At 60.6% G+C, this 17,568-nt stretch carries 15 protein-coding genes; 10 read left to right on the top strand and 5 right to left on the bottom strand.

The features are described 5' to 3' along the window. Positions 1–38: 38 nt before the first annotated feature. Genes ACZYTC_RS32395 through ACZYTC_RS32385 form a run of 3 tightly spaced genes read right to left on the bottom strand, consistent with a single transcriptional unit; the run spans position 39 to position 5,325 of the window. Positions 39–3,119, bottom strand: a complete 3,081-nt coding sequence (locus ACZYTC_RS32395) for an efflux RND transporter permease subunit (protein WP_488991523.1) — start codon at positions 3,117–3,119, stop codon at positions 39–41. Further along, entirely contained in the window at positions 3,116–4,192 is a 1,077-nt protein-coding gene (locus ACZYTC_RS32390; RefSeq protein WP_488991522.1) for an efflux RND transporter periplasmic adaptor subunit, read from the bottom strand. Before ACZYTC_RS32390 ends, ACZYTC_RS32395 begins: the two co-directional genes overlap by 4 nt. A gap of 11 nt (positions 4,193–4,203) precedes the next feature. Continuing rightward, positions 4,204–5,325: an efflux RND transporter periplasmic adaptor subunit gene (locus tag ACZYTC_RS32385; protein ID WP_488991521.1), complete on the bottom strand. Its 1,122-nt coding sequence runs from the start codon at positions 5,323–5,325 to the stop codon at positions 4,204–4,206. A 55-nt stretch (positions 5,326–5,380) separates the two neighbouring features. Between ACZYTC_RS32385 and ACZYTC_RS32380 the strand changes: the two genes are divergently transcribed. The 9 genes from ACZYTC_RS32380 (at position 5,381) to ACZYTC_RS32340 (ending at position 15,175) form a co-directional block, all read left to right on the top strand. After that, entirely contained in the window at positions 5,381–6,103 is a 723-nt protein-coding gene (locus ACZYTC_RS32380) for a TetR/AcrR family transcriptional regulator (protein ID WP_488991520.1), read from the top strand. 828 nt (positions 6,104–6,931) lie between these two features. Further along, a complete protein-coding gene (locus tag ACZYTC_RS32375; protein ID WP_488991519.1) occupies positions 6,932–7,681 on the top strand; it encodes a transporter substrate-binding domain-containing protein in 750 nt (249 codons plus the stop codon). A gap of 199 nt (positions 7,682–7,880) precedes the next feature. Next, a complete protein-coding gene (locus tag ACZYTC_RS32370; protein ID WP_488991518.1) occupies positions 7,881–8,576 on the top strand; it encodes an ABC transporter permease subunit in 696 nt (231 codons plus the stop codon). Continuing rightward, the gene (locus tag ACZYTC_RS32365) at positions 8,576–9,268 is read left to right on the top strand and encodes an ABC transporter permease subunit (protein ID WP_488991517.1); all 693 of its coding nucleotides are present in this window, start codon (positions 8,576–8,578) and stop codon (positions 9,266–9,268) included. The genes ACZYTC_RS32370 and ACZYTC_RS32365 overlap by 1 nt, the downstream gene beginning before the upstream one ends. A gap of 41 nt (positions 9,269–9,309) precedes the next feature. Continuing rightward, positions 9,310–10,059: an amino acid ABC transporter ATP-binding protein gene (locus tag ACZYTC_RS32360; protein ID WP_488991516.1), complete on the top strand. Its 750-nt coding sequence runs from the start codon at positions 9,310–9,312 to the stop codon at positions 10,057–10,059. 192 nt (positions 10,060–10,251) lie between these two features. Then, entirely contained in the window at positions 10,252–11,376 is a 1,125-nt protein-coding gene (locus tag ACZYTC_RS32355; protein WP_488991515.1) for a threonine synthase, read from the top strand. Between the two features lie 67 nt (positions 11,377–11,443). Further along, a complete protein-coding gene (locus ACZYTC_RS32350) occupies positions 11,444–12,832 on the top strand; it encodes a M20/M25/M40 family metallo-hydrolase (RefSeq protein ID WP_488991514.1) in 1,389 nt (462 codons plus the stop codon). A 58-nt stretch (positions 12,833–12,890) separates the two neighbouring features. Continuing rightward, positions 12,891–14,114, top strand: a complete 1,224-nt coding sequence (locus ACZYTC_RS32345) for an MFS transporter (protein ID WP_488991513.1) — start codon at positions 12,891–12,893, stop codon at positions 14,112–14,114. 56 nt (positions 14,115–14,170) lie between these two features. Then, the gene (locus ACZYTC_RS32340; protein WP_488991512.1) at positions 14,171–15,175 is read left to right on the top strand and encodes a succinylglutamate desuccinylase/aspartoacylase family protein; all 1,005 of its coding nucleotides are present in this window, start codon (positions 14,171–14,173) and stop codon (positions 15,173–15,175) included. 7 nt (positions 15,176–15,182) lie between these two features. Here ACZYTC_RS32340 and ACZYTC_RS32335 read toward each other — a convergent pair whose 3' ends face one another. Then, entirely contained in the window at positions 15,183–16,370 is a 1,188-nt protein-coding gene (locus tag ACZYTC_RS32335) for a M24 family metallopeptidase (protein ID WP_488991511.1), read from the bottom strand. 29 nt (positions 16,371–16,399) lie between these two features. Beyond that, the gene (locus tag ACZYTC_RS32330; protein ID WP_488991510.1) at positions 16,400–17,173 is read right to left on the bottom strand and encodes a GntR family transcriptional regulator; all 774 of its coding nucleotides are present in this window, start codon (positions 17,171–17,173) and stop codon (positions 16,400–16,402) included. 143 nt (positions 17,174–17,316) lie between these two features. Between ACZYTC_RS32330 and ACZYTC_RS32325 the strand changes: the two genes are divergently transcribed. Beyond that, complete coding sequence (locus tag ACZYTC_RS32325; RefSeq protein ID WP_488991673.1) at positions 17,317–17,469, top strand: hypothetical protein; 153 nt, start codon at positions 17,317–17,319, stop codon at positions 17,467–17,469. Positions 17,470–17,568 lie beyond the last annotated feature (99 nt).

Genomic DNA, 17,568 nt, shown 5'->3' with positions numbered 1-17,568 from the left:
TACGCCGAACGAACGGTTCAACTCGAACGCATTTTGCTCTAGGTCGCCGGGATTTGCGCGGCTGGCAGCTCAGCCTCATGTTTCGGTTCTTCGAAACGAAACCAGGCGGTGTAGAGCGCGGGCAGGAACAGGAGCGTCAGCACCGTTCCCACGATGATGCCGCCCATCATCGCATACGCCATCGGTCCCCAGAAGATCTCGCGGGCGATGGGGATCAGCGCCAGACTTGCAGCGGCCGCTGTCAGCATGATCGGACGCATGCGATGCTCCGTCGCTTCGACCACCGCCGTCCATCCGTCCTTCCCCTCGCTGCGGAGTTGCTCGATCTGGATGACGAGGATGACGGAATTGCGGATCAGGATGCCGATCAGCGCCAGCACGCCGAGGATGGCGACGAAGCCGAGCGGCGCTCCACTCGGGACGAGCGCCGCCACTACGCCGATCAATCCCAAAGGCGCGACAACCACAACGAGGAACAGGCGTTGGAAACTCTGGAGCTGGATCATCAAGATCGTCGCCATGGCAAACAGCATGACCGGCACAATGGCGATGATGGGGGCCTGACCCTTGGCGCTTTCCTCGACGGATCCACCCACGACGATGCCATAGCCGGCCGGCAGTGTGCTGGTGACCTCGCCTATCTGAGGGGCCAGCTCTTCAACGACGGTGGCTGGCTGAACGGAGGTGGCGATCGCAGCTTTGACGGTAATCGTCGGCAGTCGACCGCGCCGCCAGACTGAAGGTTGCTCGGACTCGTAGCGGAAGTTGGCGACCGCTGCGAGGGGAACTGATTTGCCGGCACTCGTCTGAATCTGCAAATTCTGCAGGGTCTCGATGGAGGAGCGCTCCCCGCCGCGGGCTCGGCCGATGACATTCACCAGATAGATATTGTCGCGAACCTGCGTTGCGGTCGAGCCGCCAACAATGCCGTTGAGTGCGGTGGCAATGGTCTCGGAGGTGATGCCGAGCTGTGCGGCCTTGTCCTGCAGGACGTCGATCTTCACCACGCGGCCGGGCTCGTTCCAGTCATAGACGATATCCCTGAGATTGGTATTGGCTGAGAGCGTAGCCGCAACCTTCTGCGCCAAATTCCGCACGATCTGCAGGTCCGGGCCGCTGATGCGGTACTGCACCGGGCGACCGGCGGGAGGGCCGATGTCGAGCAGGTGGACATAGGCATCGGTGCCTGTGAAGTCTTGCGCAATGACCGCGCGCAACTTCGCATGAAGCCGGTCGCGCGCTTCGATGTCTTTGGCCACGATGACGATTTGACCGAAGTTGGGACTGGACGGCTGCACGTCATAGGACAGCACGAAACGGATCGCGCCCTGGCCGACATAGGAAGACCAGTGTTCGGCATCGGGATCGCCTTCGAGAGCGAGCTTTTCGAAGCGATCCATTTGAGCGCGCGTCTCGGTGATCGAGGCGTTCTGCGCAACGGTCCAGTCGATAATCAATTCGCGCCGATCGGATGATGGGAAGAACTGTTGCTGAACGAAGCGCATTCCTCCGACGGAGAGGCCAAATGCGAGCACCGTAACGGCGATGGTCAGCCACTTCCAACGCACGCAAAAGCGTAGCAGACGCCCGAACAGGCGGGTGAACCGGCCAGGTTCCCCGTGATGTTGCTTCATCGTCTTCGGTAGCAGCGTTACCCCAAGGAGCGGAACGAACAGGACCGCGACAACCCAGGATACCAAAAGCGAGACTGCGATGACGACGAACAGCGTGAAGGTGAATTCACCCGCCGCGCTGTTGTTCAACCCGACAGGGATGAAGCTGGCGACCGTCACCAGTGTGCCGGTCAGCATCGGGAAGGCCGTCGAGGTATAGACATAGGTCGCAGCCTTGCGAAGCGTGTCGCCCACTTCCAGCCGCGCCACCATCATCTCGACCGCAATCATCGCGTCATCGACCAATAGGCCAAGGGCAATGATCAGCGCACCCAGGGAGATTCGCTGCAGCGAAATGCCGGCAAGCTCCATCGCGATGAAGGTAATGGCGAGGACGATCGGAATCGTGATGGCCACCACCAGCCCCGCCCGCAGGCCGAGGCTGATGAAGCTGACGACCAGCACGATGGCGACGGCCTCGGCCAGTGCCTTGGTGAAACCGCCGACGGCCTCCTCCACGATGGCAGGCTGATCGGAGACCTGATGCACACGGATCCCGATCGGAAGCTCGGACTCGATCTTCGCCATCTGCTTCTTCAGCGCCTCGCCGAAATGAAGCAGATTGGCTTTTGGTTTCATGCCGATCGCCAGCCCGATCGCCGGTTTTCCGCCGACGCGGAAAAGCGCGGTCGGTGGATCGATGTAGCCGCGGCTGATGGTGGCCACGTCACCCAGGCGAAAGAAACGATCGTTGATTTGCAGGTTGATGGTCCGCAGGCTCTCTTCGGAGGTGAACTGACCGCCGACACGCACACTGATGCGTTCAGCCTGCGCTTCGAGCGTACCCGAGGGAGCGATCGCGTTCTGCGCCCGCAGCCTGTCGACGATCAACTGCTGCGTCAGGCCAAGCGCTGCAACCTGGCGTGTCGAAAATTCGAGGTAGATGACCTCATCCTGCGCTCCGATCAGATCGACCTTTCCAATATCCGGCACCGCCAGGATCTTGGCGCGGATGGTTTCCGCGTAATCGCGCAACTGGCGCTGGCTGTAGCCATCGGCCGTGAGGGCGTAGATGTTGCCATAGACATCGCCAAAGCTGTCGTTGAATGTCGGGCCGATCACCCCATCGGGGAACTGGTCCTTGATATCGCCGATCATGTTACGAACCTTGACCCAGGTCGCGGGAATGTCCTTGGCCTGGGTCGTATCCTTCAGATTGACGAAGATCGTCGTCATGCCCGGCGTGTTGAGGCTCTTGGCGTAGTCGAAACTGTCCAGTTCCTCGAGTTTCTTTTCGATCCGATCCGTGACCTGGGCGGTCATGTCCTCGACGGTGGAGCCCGGCCAGCGTGCCTGGATGATCATCGTCTTGATGGTGAAGTCAGGATCTTCGGCCCTGCCGAGGTTGAAATAGGAGAGCAGCCCGGCCAGGGACGCCACCAGCATGAAATACCAGACGAGGGAGCGGTGCCGGAGCGCCCAGTCGGAAAGATTGAAGCGCGTCACGGGGAGATCCTTTCATCAAACTCGACTTTTTGCCCTTCGGACAAGCTATGGACGCCGGCAGTCACGATCCGGACACCGGCCAGCGCCTGGCCCGCGACCTGCACTTTGGTTTTGCCTCGGACCGTGACTTCGACAGAGACGGTGCGTACGGTTTTGGTCTGCGTGTCGAGCAGCCAGACGACGGCAGCGCCGCTGCGGTCGAGCAGCGCGGAGGCGGGGATCTCGAACGCCTGCTGGGACGTCGTTTGCTGTTTCGGGAACACAGTGATCATCGCGCCGAGCCGGAAGGCATCGACGGCCTGATCGAGTGTGATCTTCACTCGGCGCGTGCGTGTCGACGGATCGGCCTGCGGTGCGATCTCGCGGAGTTTTCCGGTGGCAATGACAGAGGAATCCGCCTGGAGCCGGATCGTAAATGATTGATCCTGCTTGAGGCTTCTCGCCGTCTCATCGGGAACATCGACGACGGCTTCCCTGATGTCGGTTCGGGCGATCGTCATGACCTTGTTGCCGGCAATCACAGTCTGGCCGGTTTGCGCATCCACGCTCGTGACGACGCCAGCCTCGTCCGCCGTTAAAGTGGCGTAGCTGCGCTGCTCACGGGCCTTGGCAAGGCTGGCCTGGGCCTGTTTCACCGTGGCGGCAGCCGCTTCACGCGCCTGCTGAACAGTGTCGAAATCAGCCTGGTTGGCGACTCGCTTGGCCAACAGCGCGCCAATCCTGCTCTGCGCAGCGGAAGTATTCGCGAGGGCCGCCTGAGCCTTGGCCAGATCGGCCTCACTCGCCCGCACTGCAAGGTCCAGCAATTGCGGGTCGATCTGAGCCAGAATTTGCCCTCGGGATACGACGTCCCCGACCTCGACATTCCTGGAAACCAGGCGACCGAGGACACGAAACCCCCGATCTGTTTGAAAACGGGGCTGGATGGTGCCGGCGAACCCGGCCGACTGGTCCTCGAGAGGTTTGGCCAGAATGGTGACGACGGGTCTTGGAGGCGCAGGTGCCTGGGTATCCTCGCCGTTGGAATTGCAACCCGCCAGCGCGCCAGCCAGGACGGCGGCCGTGACAAACAACGGAGCCCGCCTCATTTCGCGGCCTCCCCGCTGACCTGTATTGCCGGCATCAGCGGGGTCACCGTCTGGCCGGGATGAAGCAATTGTGTTCCGCCCGTCACCACGATATCGCCGCTTTGCAGACCGTCTTTGACCAGCACTTCATCGGTTCGGTAGCGATCGACGGTAATCGGCTTGATCGTCGCAACATGGGTTTGCGGGTCGACTGTCCAAACGGCGGGATTGCCGTTTTGCGTAAAGAACGCACTTGATGGGAGAGCGAATGCTTGGCCGGGCTGGAACCGACCCGTCCCTGTGACGGCGGCGCCGAGAGTCATTGCGGCGGGCGGAGCATCGATCGAGAATTTGACCCGCACTGTGCCGGTCGAAGGATCAATTGCAGGGGCAATCTCGCGGATATGGCCGATCGCGGTGACTGTGGGATCGGAGATCAGGGCGATCGCGATCGAGCCGTCAGCCGGCCGGTGCGACAGAAGTCCTTCGTTGACTTCGAAGACAGCATCGCGCTCCCCATCGCGTGCGATAGTGAAGACCGACTGCGCTGCATCGACGACCTGCCCCGCCTCCGCACCTCGCGAGACCACGATGCCCGACGCGCTGGCGGTCAGCGTCGTGTAGCCAAGCTGTTCCTTCGCTGTTCCGAGATTGGAGCGAACGGAGTCGAGGGTCGCGCGAGCCGCTTGAAGGGCTTGCAAGGCATTGTCGTAACTGCCCTGGGTCGTGAAGCCATTGGCGAGCAGGGTCCTTTGGCGATCGAAGGCAGCGGTTGTCTGGCGCAAGGTCGCTTCGGCGGACTGAACGCCCGCTATCGCGCTGGCAACATCCGCCTCTTGTTCCTGAGGCTCCAGTTTCGCCAGCATCTGGCCGGCTTCGACATGATCGCCGACTTCGACAAAGCGCTCGGCGAGCCTGCCTGTGACCCGGAACGCGAGGTCGCTTTGAACACGCGCCTTGAGTTCTCCAGTCAGGGCAACTGATTGGATGTGTTGCGACGCGGTCACGATCTCAGCCTTCACGGGAATCGGCGCGGGTACGGGGGAACTTTCCTTGTCGCCGCATCCGCTCAATGCCAGGGCGAGCACGCTGAAAAGGAAAGGGGTTGATTGTCGAGGGAAACGAAGCGGCCTCCGCATCGGTCATCCATTCTTAAAACTAAACTGAACCGTTCAGTTTTTTTATTTGCTGAATATGGCCGCTCGTGTCAAGTTCAAACTGAACGGTTCAGTTTTTGGGGTATGGATAGCTATGAGTCCGCCGCGGGCAAAGGAAGCAACGCAGGAAAATGCGGGAGGTCGTGCGTCAACGCAGCGAGATCGCAAGATCGCGTCTATCCTGGCCGCCGCCCGTGAGCTGTTCCTGGATCATGGATTCGATACGATCACGATGGATATGGTCGCGCGACAGGCCCAGGTATCGAAGGCGACGCTCTACGCGCATTTTGCGAGCAAGGAGGAATTGTTCACTGCGGTCATGGTGGATGAAGCGAACCTCATATCTGCGGAAATATGGCAGATTGCGCCAGATAACGACGATGTTCGGGGCGTCCTCAGGCACGTTGCGCAAAAGTTCGTCGAGATCTTTCTGTCGGAACGCGCCATGTTCTTGCGACGCGCCATCGTCGGGGTGGTGCCTCGATTCCCCTCGATCGGTGAGGCCATGTTCAACGCGGGACCTAAGGCCATGACAGAGCGTTTGGCGAAGTTCCTGACTGAGGCACACCAAAAGGGCCTGCTCAATGTTCAGAATCCGGCTCTCGCCGCGAACCAATTCCTCAGCACTGTAAGAGGCGACCTCGACATTCGGGGCCTGCTACTGCCGGAGATCCAACCCAGCCGGCGAGAGATCGACATCCAGATCGAAACAGGCATCGACCTATTCCTGCACTTTTATACTCCTGCGGAGAAGAGTTAGCCGTAGCCTATCACATGTGGCTCGAACCACATGAGATACTCGGCATAGGAGGCATGAAGCCAGGCTTGGCATGGAGGGGTTCGCCAATCACCAACATCGTAGTCCCTCGCGAGAAATACCGGTTTCGGACACTGTGGCGCGTCACGGCGTAAGGCTTGGTGGCGGTCCCCCGCAACCAATTCTGTCATAAATCAATTACCGTCCTGATTTGAACATCAGGGCGGTTTTTTATGAGTCCGCTCTTTTTGGAGTACGCCCCTTGCCGGGGCTGCGGCTCGGAGTCCCACGCACCTCCGGCTTGCGCTCGGGGCTTTCCTCAGAACGCGCCCTGCAGACACCTCCTGCATCGGGATTGGCAGCGTATAGCGGCCGGCCAGGCTGCTAACGCCAGGACTCATCAAGCCAGCCAGCGCTGATGCTATCAAATCCGAAGTCGTCGAAGAGCCGGATGGCTTTTGCCTTGTCGGCTTCATCGTCGCCAACGATCAACAATGCGATACGGCCCGGCCCGCTGGTTTGTCCGTCTCATGGAGACTGCGCAAGTGCAAGGTGTTGATGGCCTTCCACACTGGTCGACCCAACTGGTTTGCCACTCAAACACCGCTCGGCGTCGCGCCCGGGGTGGCCGGCCGAAGCCCGTTGCCGGGCTTGAGAAAGTCAAATTTGCCATCGCGACGTGACTCAAACCAAAAGACCTCTGGCAATCCTAGCGCGGCTCATACGGTCCGGGCTGCGGAGTTTAGCGCGGCGGCGATTTTGCCCGTTGACAATCCGCCGACCTCTCAAGTACCGTTCATTTGTAATTACAAATGAAAATGAGGGGAATCAATGAGATCGCTTTCATCCCGCGTTCTCGCGACAACGCTGCTGATTGCGTCGTTGACCGGCGCACAAGCACAGTCACAACGGGAGATCGCAATTGCAAACGAGGGTGGATTCCCTCCTTTCAACATGACGGCTGCGGATGGAACGCTTCAGGGTTTCGACATCGATCTTGGCAACGCAATGTGCGAGATCATGAAGGCGAAGTGCAGCTTCGTGACGAACGAATGGAGCGGCATCATTCCCGCCCTACTGGCTAAGAAATTCGATGTCATAATAGGCGGCATGGGCATCACGGAAGAGCGAAAAAAGCGCGTCATCTTCAGCGCACCCTATGCTCGCACCTATTCATATTTCGGAGTGGTGGAAGGCAAGGAATTCAACATCACCTCCGAAACCATGAAAGGCAAAGTGATCGGCGTCCAGCAAGGGACGACCAATGCCGCCTATGTCGAAAGAACATATCCCGGCATCGAAATTCGGCGCTATCCGTCCATGGATGCATTGGTGTCCGACCTGAAAGCAGGGCGCGTCGACGTCGTATTGGGCGATATCGAGCCATTCCTCGCAAAGGGCGGCGAAACGCCGAAGATGGTCAATATCGGCGACCCAGTAGAGGTCTCCGAAGGCATCGGCATGGCGTTCCGCCCCGACGACGCCGCATTGCGCGATGAGTTCAACCGGGCGTTGCAGACACTGCGCGACAACGGCACGTGGGCCGAGCTTGCCAAGAAATGGGGCCCGCCGATCAAGTAAGCGTCGCCGGACATCCTCACAACGGCGTCAGGCTTCAAGACGGCCATCCGCTGCTCGAAGCACGGCGGACGACCCTCAATCGGCTCCCGCAAACATCGATCCCCCGCCAGCCCGGCATCCGGAACAACGGCGCGAAAGCCGCTCGTTCCGTTTGCGGCGCAGGGATCTTCGTCTGATCAATTCCTAAAGGTAGTTCTGGATGCTTGAGTATTTGAAAGCGGGTTGGGGCTGGCAATTCGCTAGAGCTTTTGGCGTCAGCCTGACAGTCGCGGTTCTTAGCTTCGCATTCTGCATCCTCATCGGGATTGCGCTTACGATCACCGCGAGATCTAGGCTTTGGGGCGCGGCTGCGATCATTAAGCTCTACACCTACATTTTCAGAAGCCTGCCCGACATCCTCCTACTGCTCCTGATCTTTTACACAGTGGATGGGATCATCAACGGTGCATTGGCAACCATCCCGGGCATGTCCCACCTCACCGTGAACCCACTGGTCCCCGGCATCATGTCGACCTCCATTGTTCTCGGCGCCTATTCGACCGAACTCTTCAAGGCTAGTTGGGCAGATATTCCACCCGGACAAAATGAAGCGGGACGCGCGCTGAGCCTCTCTGCTTTCCAATCTCTTGCCCTGATCATTCTCCCTCAGGTTTACCGGAAGATGATTCCGTATCTGAGTTCACTTTGGCTGATCAGCATGAAGGAAACCGCTCTCCTGAGCATCATCGGCATTTCAGACATCGTTCGCACCGCCTCCATCGGGGCCCGCTCCACTGGAGCGCCATTCACCTTCTACGGCATCGCGATCGCCATCTTCATCGTTTTCGCCTTCGCCTCGGCCAAGCTGTTCCACAGGCTGGAAAAGCGCTCGCGCCGGTCCATGGGAGAGATCTGATGGACCTCATCATCACCTACGGCAAGGAAATCCTGGGCGGACTATCGACGACCCTTGCGCTGTTCATCATCTCGCTCGTCATCGGCTTCCTGCTCGCTGCTGCCTCCGCCTTCATCCAGATCTATTTCGGCGGGCTGCTGTCGAGGGGCGTGTGGAACCTCATGTTCTGCATTCGCGGCGTGCCCATGCTGCTCGTTCTTTACGTTATCTATTACGGCTTCCCGGTGCTCCCGATCATCAGAGACACATTTCTCTGGGACGTGTTCTCAAGTCCGTTCTGGTGCGCTGTCTTGTGCCTGTCCGTCGTCGAGATGGCCTACACGTCCGAGATCATGCGGGGGTCTTATTTTCAAACCCCGAGGGAGCAGCTCGAAGCCGCCAAATCGCTCGGCCTGAGCGGCTTCCAGACATTCCGCGTGGCAATTCTTCCAGCCATGCTGCGAAACGGCTTTGCCGCCTACACCACCGAAGTCATCATGCTTTGCAAGTCTACGGCGCTGGCCTTCACCGTTACGGTGATGGACGTCATGGGGTTCGCCAACGAGATCCGCTCGCGCACGCTCGACGTCTATGAGCCGCTGCTCAGCGCCGGCGCAATCTACATCTGCATCACCATCATTACCCGCGTCGCTCTTTCGGCGGTCTTTTCGCTGGTCGCCGTTTCCGGCCGCGATCGGATCGGGGCGCTGTGATGGCGCGCTCGAACGATGCTCCACATGAGAGGAATCCGGCAATGGCCGAGAACGATTATGCAAGATCTGTCGAAATCGAAGGCATGAGCAAGTGGTTCGGTGATTTCCAGGTCCTGACCGATATCAATCTGATCGTGAAGGAGGGCGAGAAAATCGTCGTCTGCGGGCCTTCGGGGTCGGGAAAGTCGACGATGATCCGCTGCATCAACGGGCTGGAACCATTCCAGGGCGGAGCGGTCAGGGTGAACGGTATCGCCTTGTCGCAAAAGTCAAGGGTGCTCGATGCCGTCCGCAGGAATGTCGGCATGGTCTTCCAGCAGTTCAACCTGTTTCCCCATCTCACGGTCCTCGAAAACTGTACTCTGGCGCTAAGGTGGGTCCACAAAATGCCGGGCCAGGAAGCCGAAGATCTTGCGAAGCACTATCTGGCACGGGTCAGAATTCCTGAACAGGCGGGCAAGTACCCGCGCCAACTGTCGGGAGGCCAGCAACAACGTGTGGCGATCGCGCGATCGCTGTGCGCAAGGCCGAAAATCCTGCTCTGCGACGAGCCGACATCCTCCCTTGATCCCGAGATGGTGAAGGAGGTGCTGGAGACGCTCGCCGATCTCGCAAATGACGGGATCACCATCATCTGCGTCACCCATGAGATGGGGTTCGCCCGCAGGATCGCGGACCGCGTCATCTTCATGGATCAGGGGAAGATTGTCGAAGAGGCGCCGCCCTTCGTGTTTTTCGGCAATCCGAGCGAAGCCCGCACCAAGCAATTTCTGGAGCAGATTCTCCACTGAGTCTCGGCCCGGTGCCTGCCGGGCACGACGATCGACCAAGAATCCAAGCAATTTCGTAGGCAATAAGAAATGAATCTAGTGGCTAACACACTGTCGCTGGCGACGGAGCAACGTTCGCTCGGCCCGACGAACCCCGTATTCCCCCTGCTGCCGGCACTGCTTTCAGGATGCCCCGTCTCCTCGGAAGAGGACATGCAGTATCCGCTCGAGGTGGCCTATGACTACGCGTCGGTGACCCGCGTCTCCTTCAAGAAGGGCTCTGGCTGGAACGACTGGCAGGAACTTCTGCCGCCGCTGCACCCGAAAATGACCATGCCGGTCGGCGGCACGCCGCTGGTGGACGTGTCAGGCGTCGCGCCCCAACGCTTCCGCGCGCGCGGCGTGTTCGTGAAAGACGAAAGCCGGAACCCGACCTGGAGCCATAAGGACCGGCTGAACCGTTTCACGGTTTCGGCTGCCCTCTATGAAGGAGCATCGACCATCATCGTGGCTTCGTCGGGAAATCACGGCGTATCGGCGGCGGCGATGGCCAGACGTGCGGGACTGAATTGCGTCGTTCTCACCATGCCTGAAGTCAGCCCGGCCTTTCGGGACATGATCCTCGGCTATGGCGCATTTCCCATATTCCTGCCGGCGGAAGACCGTTGGCCGGCAATGCGGCTGCTTCAGCAGGTTTCCGGAACTTACCCCGTCAGCAATCTCACGACGGTGCACACCGGGCACCCGTGGGGGCCGGAAGGCTACAAGACCATCGCCTATGAAATTCTCGCCGATCTGGATGGGCTGGTTCCGGCGGCCGTGGTGGTGCCTACGGGCTACGGCGAGATGCTGTACGGCATCTACAAAGGCTTCAACGAGGCCCGGCTGCTGGGACATATTGATCGAACACCACAACTCGTATCGGTCGAGCCGGCGGCGCGCGGCCCCCTCTACCATGCCATCAAGGCAGGCCTGCCGGCGACGACGGTCGCTGCAAATCCGACGATACAATCCGGGACCGCCACCACGGTGAATGGCTACAGATCCGTCGTCGCAATGCGTGAAAGCAAGGGCATCCCGCTGCTGGTCGACGACGATGCGGCGCTTGCCGCGCACGCGGTCATGGCTCGCCAAGGACTGTGGCAGGAAGTCTCTTCGAGCGCCGCCTTTGCCGCTCTTGAGGATATTCCTGATCTCGAGAGCGATGGGCCGGTGGTCGTGATGGGCTGCTCGACCGGCCTGAAGGAACCCACGGCATCCCTGCAGGTGTCTATGGCGAAAGCGGATCTGGCGTCGCTGCGGGCTTACCTGAAACGCGAATACGGCTTCGAGCTCTGATCCGCAGGACCGCGCAGCCGACCTGGCGACCATCACCGGCAGCCGGAATCAACAGACAGGCGAGACCATGTCCAACCTCGAGAATGCCCTTCTGGAAGCGGACCGCAATCTGCAGGCCGCGACCGCCAAGCTCTTTGATCTGATAGCGATCCCATCCGTTTCCAGCGATCCGGAAGGAAAGCCCGGCATCGAACAGGCGGCGCGCTGGTTGTGCGACGAGCTTTCCGGCTTGGGCTTCGACGCACGCGTGGTGGAGACCGAGGGGCACCCGCTCGTGCTGGCCCACTCGACGGACGACCCCCAGGCCGGCCGGCCGAAATTGCTCTTCTACGGTCACTATGATGTGCAGCCGGTCGGCACATTGGAGGATTGGCGGCATAGGCCATTCGAGCCGAAGATCATCGAGGAAGACGGGGTTCGCCGCTTCTACGGACGGGGCGCCTCGGACAGCAAGAGCCAGCTATGGACATTCATCGAGGGGCTCCGCGCATGGAAGTCCGTCCATGGCGGCTTCGCGGGCAAGGTGACCATTCTGCTGGAAGGGGAGGAAGAGTCCGGCTCCCACAGCCTGCCGGCCTTCCTGGAAGCGCATCGGGATGAACTGGCCTGCGACATAGCTTTCATCTGCGATAGCGACATGTGGTCCCCGACGCAGCCGGCACTGAGCCTGCGCCTGAAAGGCCTGCTGCACGAAAAGGTCACGATCTTCGCGCCGAACCGCGACCTGCATTCAGGCTATTTCGGAGCGGTCGCGGCAAATCCGATCCGCATCCTCGGTTCGATCCTTGCAGGCATCCACGACGAGGCCGGGCGCGTGACCATCGAGGGCTTCTACGATGGTGTGAAGGAGATTTCGCAGACGCTTCGCGCCCAATGGCGCGCTCTTTCAGATGAATCCGATCTTTTCGACAAGGTCGATCTGACGGGCGGGACCATCGAGCAGGGCTATTCGCCGCTTGAAGCCATCTGGGGCCGGCCCACGATCGATTTCAACGGGGTCACCAGCGGAAACCAAGGACCCGGGGAGCGCTCCGTCATCCCCGGTTCCGCCACCGCGCGGCTGTCTTTCCGCCTGGTGGAGGGGCAGGCTCCGGAGCATGTCCGCCAGACCTTCCAGCGTCATGTCCGGTCGCGTTTGCCGGAGGGATGCACGGTGGAGTTCGAAGGGTTTCCGGGCAGTAGCGCGGTTACCTTGCCCGAGGACAATCCATTCGTGAAAGCAACGGCCCGCGGATTGGCAAGGGAATGGGAAAGCCCGACTGTCTTGAAGGGCTCCGGCGGATCGATCCCGCTCGCGCAGGAATTCAAGGACATGCTCGGCATCGATTGCATCGTGATCGGCTTCATCCTGCCCGATGACGCGATACACGCGCCTGACGAGCGCTATGACATCGAGCGGTTTCACAAAGGCGTACGCAGTTGGATCCGCATCCTGGACGAAATCCGGAGAGCCTAGCGCCAGGCCCGCTTTTAAAAAGCACCTTCGACCCTTGCTGAAAGGCCTGTGCAAGCCGGTGTCCAGCGTCCGCTCACTACCCTTCCTCCGGCTCTGGTCCGGCAATACCGCTTGCGGCATTGCCACCTGGGCGCTGCCTTTCGTGCTCGGCTTCGCCGTGTCGCAAAACATTCTGTCCGCGATCGATCTCGGCCTTTTCCTCGCGCTCCGCTCGCTCGGCTTTCTTGCCGCGGTGCCGATCGGCGGTGTCATGGCCGACCGGATCGGAAGCCGCAGGATCATATTTGCCTCAAGCCTGATCGCCGCCGGCGGGACCCTGCTCATCTGCATCGAGCTTGCCTGGGATGCGCAGGCAGCCTCGTTGCTGACCGGAGCGGGCGTGCTCCTGTCGGGTATCGGGCAGGGCGCTTCCAGGCCTGTCTATCAGTCGATCATGCCACGCGTCGTACCTGAAGCGGACCTCCAAACCGCCAACGCGGCGCTCAGCCTCTCGGTGCGAGGAACGATTCTGGTCGGACCTGCAACCGCCACGCTGATCGCCACCATGTTTGGCGTTGCGGCTGCATTCCTCGCGATCGGGGTACTCTGGACAGTCAGCGCCCTGCTGCCGCCCTGGCCGACGGAGCCTCGCAAGCAGGCTGACGGGTCAACACTGCAGTCGGCCTTTTTGAGGCTCTTCGCCTCAGACTTTGCCGAGGGCTATCGCGAAGCGCGGCGCCATCCCTGGTTTTTCGCCGCGCTCGCAGCCCTCTGCGCCGTCGTGGCGACAGGCTATTCCGTCACCAATGTACTTGTGCCCGTCATCAGCGCCGAGGTGTTCGGCGACGTGACGCTGCTGGTGTGCAGCGTGACGGCATACATGTCGGGTGCGCTGGTCGGCGCCATTGTGATTTCGTGCTGGAAGCCGGCCAAGAGGGGGTGGTGGGCGCTCGCCGGCTTGGGCAGCTACGCACTGGTGCCGCTCAGCCTCCTGGCGGCCGAGACGTTCTGGCTTCCGATGGCCGCCTATGCTCTTGCCGGCTTTGGCATGGAATTGTTCAACGTCATCTGGTTCACCGCCATCCAGGACGGTATTGCCCGCGAAAAGCTCGCGCGCGTCTCCTCGCTGGATTTCATCGTATCCTATGGCCTGGCGCCTTTGGGCCTGTCGGCGATCGCGCCCTTGTCGGCAATCATCGGCATCACGCCGATTCTCATCGCCACTGCGGTCATCTGCATGCTGGCCGCGATCCTTGCCGGCATGACTCCCACGGCGGCGGAGTTTCGTCTGAAACGGACGTGAACGGAACAGGACAAGGGGTTACGGCGGCTTCGCCCGACAGACAATGGAGAGGTTTTATGGCTAGTCAGGTCTGGTCCACCATCGATTTTGAAAGGCATGGCGTTCAATCCGACTATGCCCGGGTTCCCTACTCATCCGATACATCAGCCTATGGCTGGCTCCCGGTTCCGATGATCTGCGTGAACGGGGGGGAGGGCCCGACCGTTCTTTTGACGTCGGGGACGCATGGCGACGAGTATGAAGGGCAGATCGCCTTGCGCAGGATCGCCCACGCCCTTACGCAGACGAAAGTCAAAGGCCGGGTCATCATCCTGCCGGAATTGAACCGTCCGGCGGTCATCGCGGGGCGCAGAAACTCGCCGCTGGATGGAGGAAACCTCAACCGGCTGTTTCCTGGCGACGCCACGGGCGGTCCCACCGCCATGATCGCGCATTACGTGACCGAGGTCCTCTTTCCGCTGACCGATTACGTGCTCGACCTTCATTCGGGCGGAAGCTCGCTGGACTACATGCCCGTGGCCTTCGCACATCGCGGCCGCACGCCGCAACAGGAGCGGCGGATCGAGGAACTGCTCGATGCCTTCCGTGCGCCAAACAGCATTCTCACCGATGGCAAGGGTGGCGGCGGAGCGGCGACGCTCTACGCTTCGGCGGTCGCACACGGACTGGCGGCGCTGACAACGGAGCTCGGCGGCGGACCGGGACTGTCGCCGGCCGGCGCCGACCTGGCGGAGGCCGGTATCCGCCGCGTTCTGCGCCAACTGGGGATCGCGCCGGAGATTTCGGCGCCGGAAGCCCAACCTGCCCGCAGGCTGAAAATGCTGCCGCCCGCCTCCTCGATCTACGCGCCCTCAGACGGTCTTTTCGAACCGATCGCAAAGATCGGCAACCCCGTCAAAAGCGGGGAGCCGGCAGGATATCTGCATCCGCTTGGCCTGCCGCTAGCCAAACCGCTCGAACTCCGCTTCAGTGCCGACGGCATCGTGATCTTCCGGAGATTCCCCGCACTCACCGCAACCGGCGATGCGTTGTATGGTCTGTGTGCCGGGATCGCCGGTTGAGCGTCGTTCACGGCAGGACGAAAAGCTCGCGAGGCATCGTGGTCAGCGACTCATGTCCCGTCGCCGTAACGCGGACGGTGTCCTCGACCATCATGCCGTCCACGCCGAGTTCGTAATAGGGTGTTTCCAGGCAGAGGCACATCCCTTCGACGAGCGGGGTGGTGTCGGAAGGGTTGATCAGCGGCGAGTCATAAGACCGCAGCCCGATGCCATGGCCGCAATGCTGCCGCCTGTACTCGGGCAAGCCGTTGGTGCGAACGGCCTCCACTGCCACTCCGAAGAGCTCATTGGCTGCGATCCCCGCACGCACCGCCGCGAGTTCCTCGTCCAGTCCCACACGCAGCGCCTGGTAAATCCTGCGCTGTCGGGCATCCGGTTCGCCGAAAACGAAAGTTCTGGCTATATCGGACCAATAGCCGTCGACGGTGCATCCAGCATCGATACGGATCATCTCGCCTTTGGCGATCACCCTCCAGGTGGGATAGGCATCCGCCAGTGCCGACCTTGGCCCTGATGTCACGGAAACAAAGCGCGGAATTCCTCCGCCGGTGACGATAGTACCGGTGAGCCCTGCCGCAATGTCGAATTCGGTCATGCCGGCGCGAGCGTTCTCGATCACCCATCGAAAGCCATTCTCGATCAGTCGCGCTGCCTTTCGCAGGCGCGCCAATTCGCCGGCCGTTTTCGTGGCGCGTGCCCGTGCAATGTCCCGCGTGACGTCGATAACGGACCGTTCACCGAATATCTCGCGGCACATGGTCCAGACCAGATCGTCATTCGCGCGGTCCACGCCGATGAGGCCGCTCGTTGGCCTTAATGCTCTCAGGGCCTCGGCAAGGGCTTCCTCAAAACCCACGCTTGCCGGTCGGCCAAAGCCCGCCGGTCCCAGGGTTGCCGATACGAAATGGAAAACACCGTACCGATATAGCAGACCGGGATCGCCCAGCACGTCGAGCGCAGGGCCTGCATCGGCAGCGCTTGCGACCAGCGATGCCTCGTCGCGAGAAGCAAGCACTGCGGATCGATAAGTTGGGGCCAGATCGTGCGCCATGCTCACATAGCCGGACAGATAGCTTTTGTTGATCGTGTCGGAGGACACGATCAATGCAACCTCGTGCGGCACTTCCGCGAACACCTTGGTCCTTAGCTCTGTCGCCAGAACCATCATGTCCATGTTGCTGTCTGCGTCGTTCACTGTGGTAATCCCCGAAGCCGGCTGACCGGTCAGCCTAGACTTGCGAAAGGTTGGAGCGGGCTGAATTCTCCAATGAACTCGTTGCGATAGCCGGGAAAAGACAGCTTCACCCAGGTTAATGCATCGGTGTGTGCCCATGTCCGCCGTTCCGACACGAGCAGCGGTTCGTTGGGCGCGAGCCCCAGCGCCTTAGCGATTCGGCGATCTGCATTCGTTGCCCGGATCGTGTTGATCAGCCGCGTGCACGGTAGCCGCGCTAACAGCCATTCGTTCGGCAGTACCTCATCGAACGCTTCGAATTCAACTTCGGGAATGACCGAGATGCGGATAAATCGTTGCTCGAACACCTCGTTGGTGCCGTTGGCCTGATGGACGAGTTCAAGCCTTAGCAGACGTTCGTTCTCGACCGCCTCTTGCCATCCATAGGCCTGTGCAGCGTCAACGACCTCGCGTTCGAGCAGTTCGAAGCTGTAGGTCTTGTTTGCGCTCTCGATCTTGTCACGAATATCGATGACGCCGATGACTGCATGATTGTCCGTGCGTTCACTGACAAAAGTTCCCAGACGCCGTCTCCGGACAATGATCTTGGCGTTCGCCAAATTGTTCAGCACTTTGTTCAGCGGCGCTCGAGAGACACCAAGTGTGAACGCAAGGTCTTCCTCCGGCGGAATTCGATATCCTGGCGGCCAGGCGCCGGTCTGGATTTTGCTCCGGATCGCACGCTCGATCTGCTGGTGCGGTGCACCAACGCCATCCAGCGTAAGATCAGGAGATATCTCACTTTTTTTGCCACGCATCTTCATGGGAACAACATAAATCACAGCGCCCGATTAAATAAAAGGGACGATTGCTCGCAGAACGAGGCAAGCCGCGTGCTCGAGGCAATTGCAAGCATCGTCATGCCGAACAAGACAGACCGCAACGACGCGCGCGGATCGCCAACATCATGCGCACCGGCTGGTTTCGCGCCGTGCATGTGAAGATGCAGATGGCGCAGGTACTGCGCTTCCCGCGGGTGGCCCGCCAGACGCTGATGCGCAAGCTGAACGACGTCGAGCTGGCGATCCCCGGCATGCGGCGCAGCTTCGGCTTGAAGTAGGGAGTCGTGTCAAAACGCGACTTCGAGACACGGGTTCGCGAACTGGGACCTGCTCCTCTGGAAATTCCTCGCTTCGAGGTTAGACCGCTCGCCGAAAGA

The organism is Labrys sp. F242, assembly GCF_057813875.1.
This window is presented reverse-complemented; position numbering and strand designations above follow the sequence as displayed.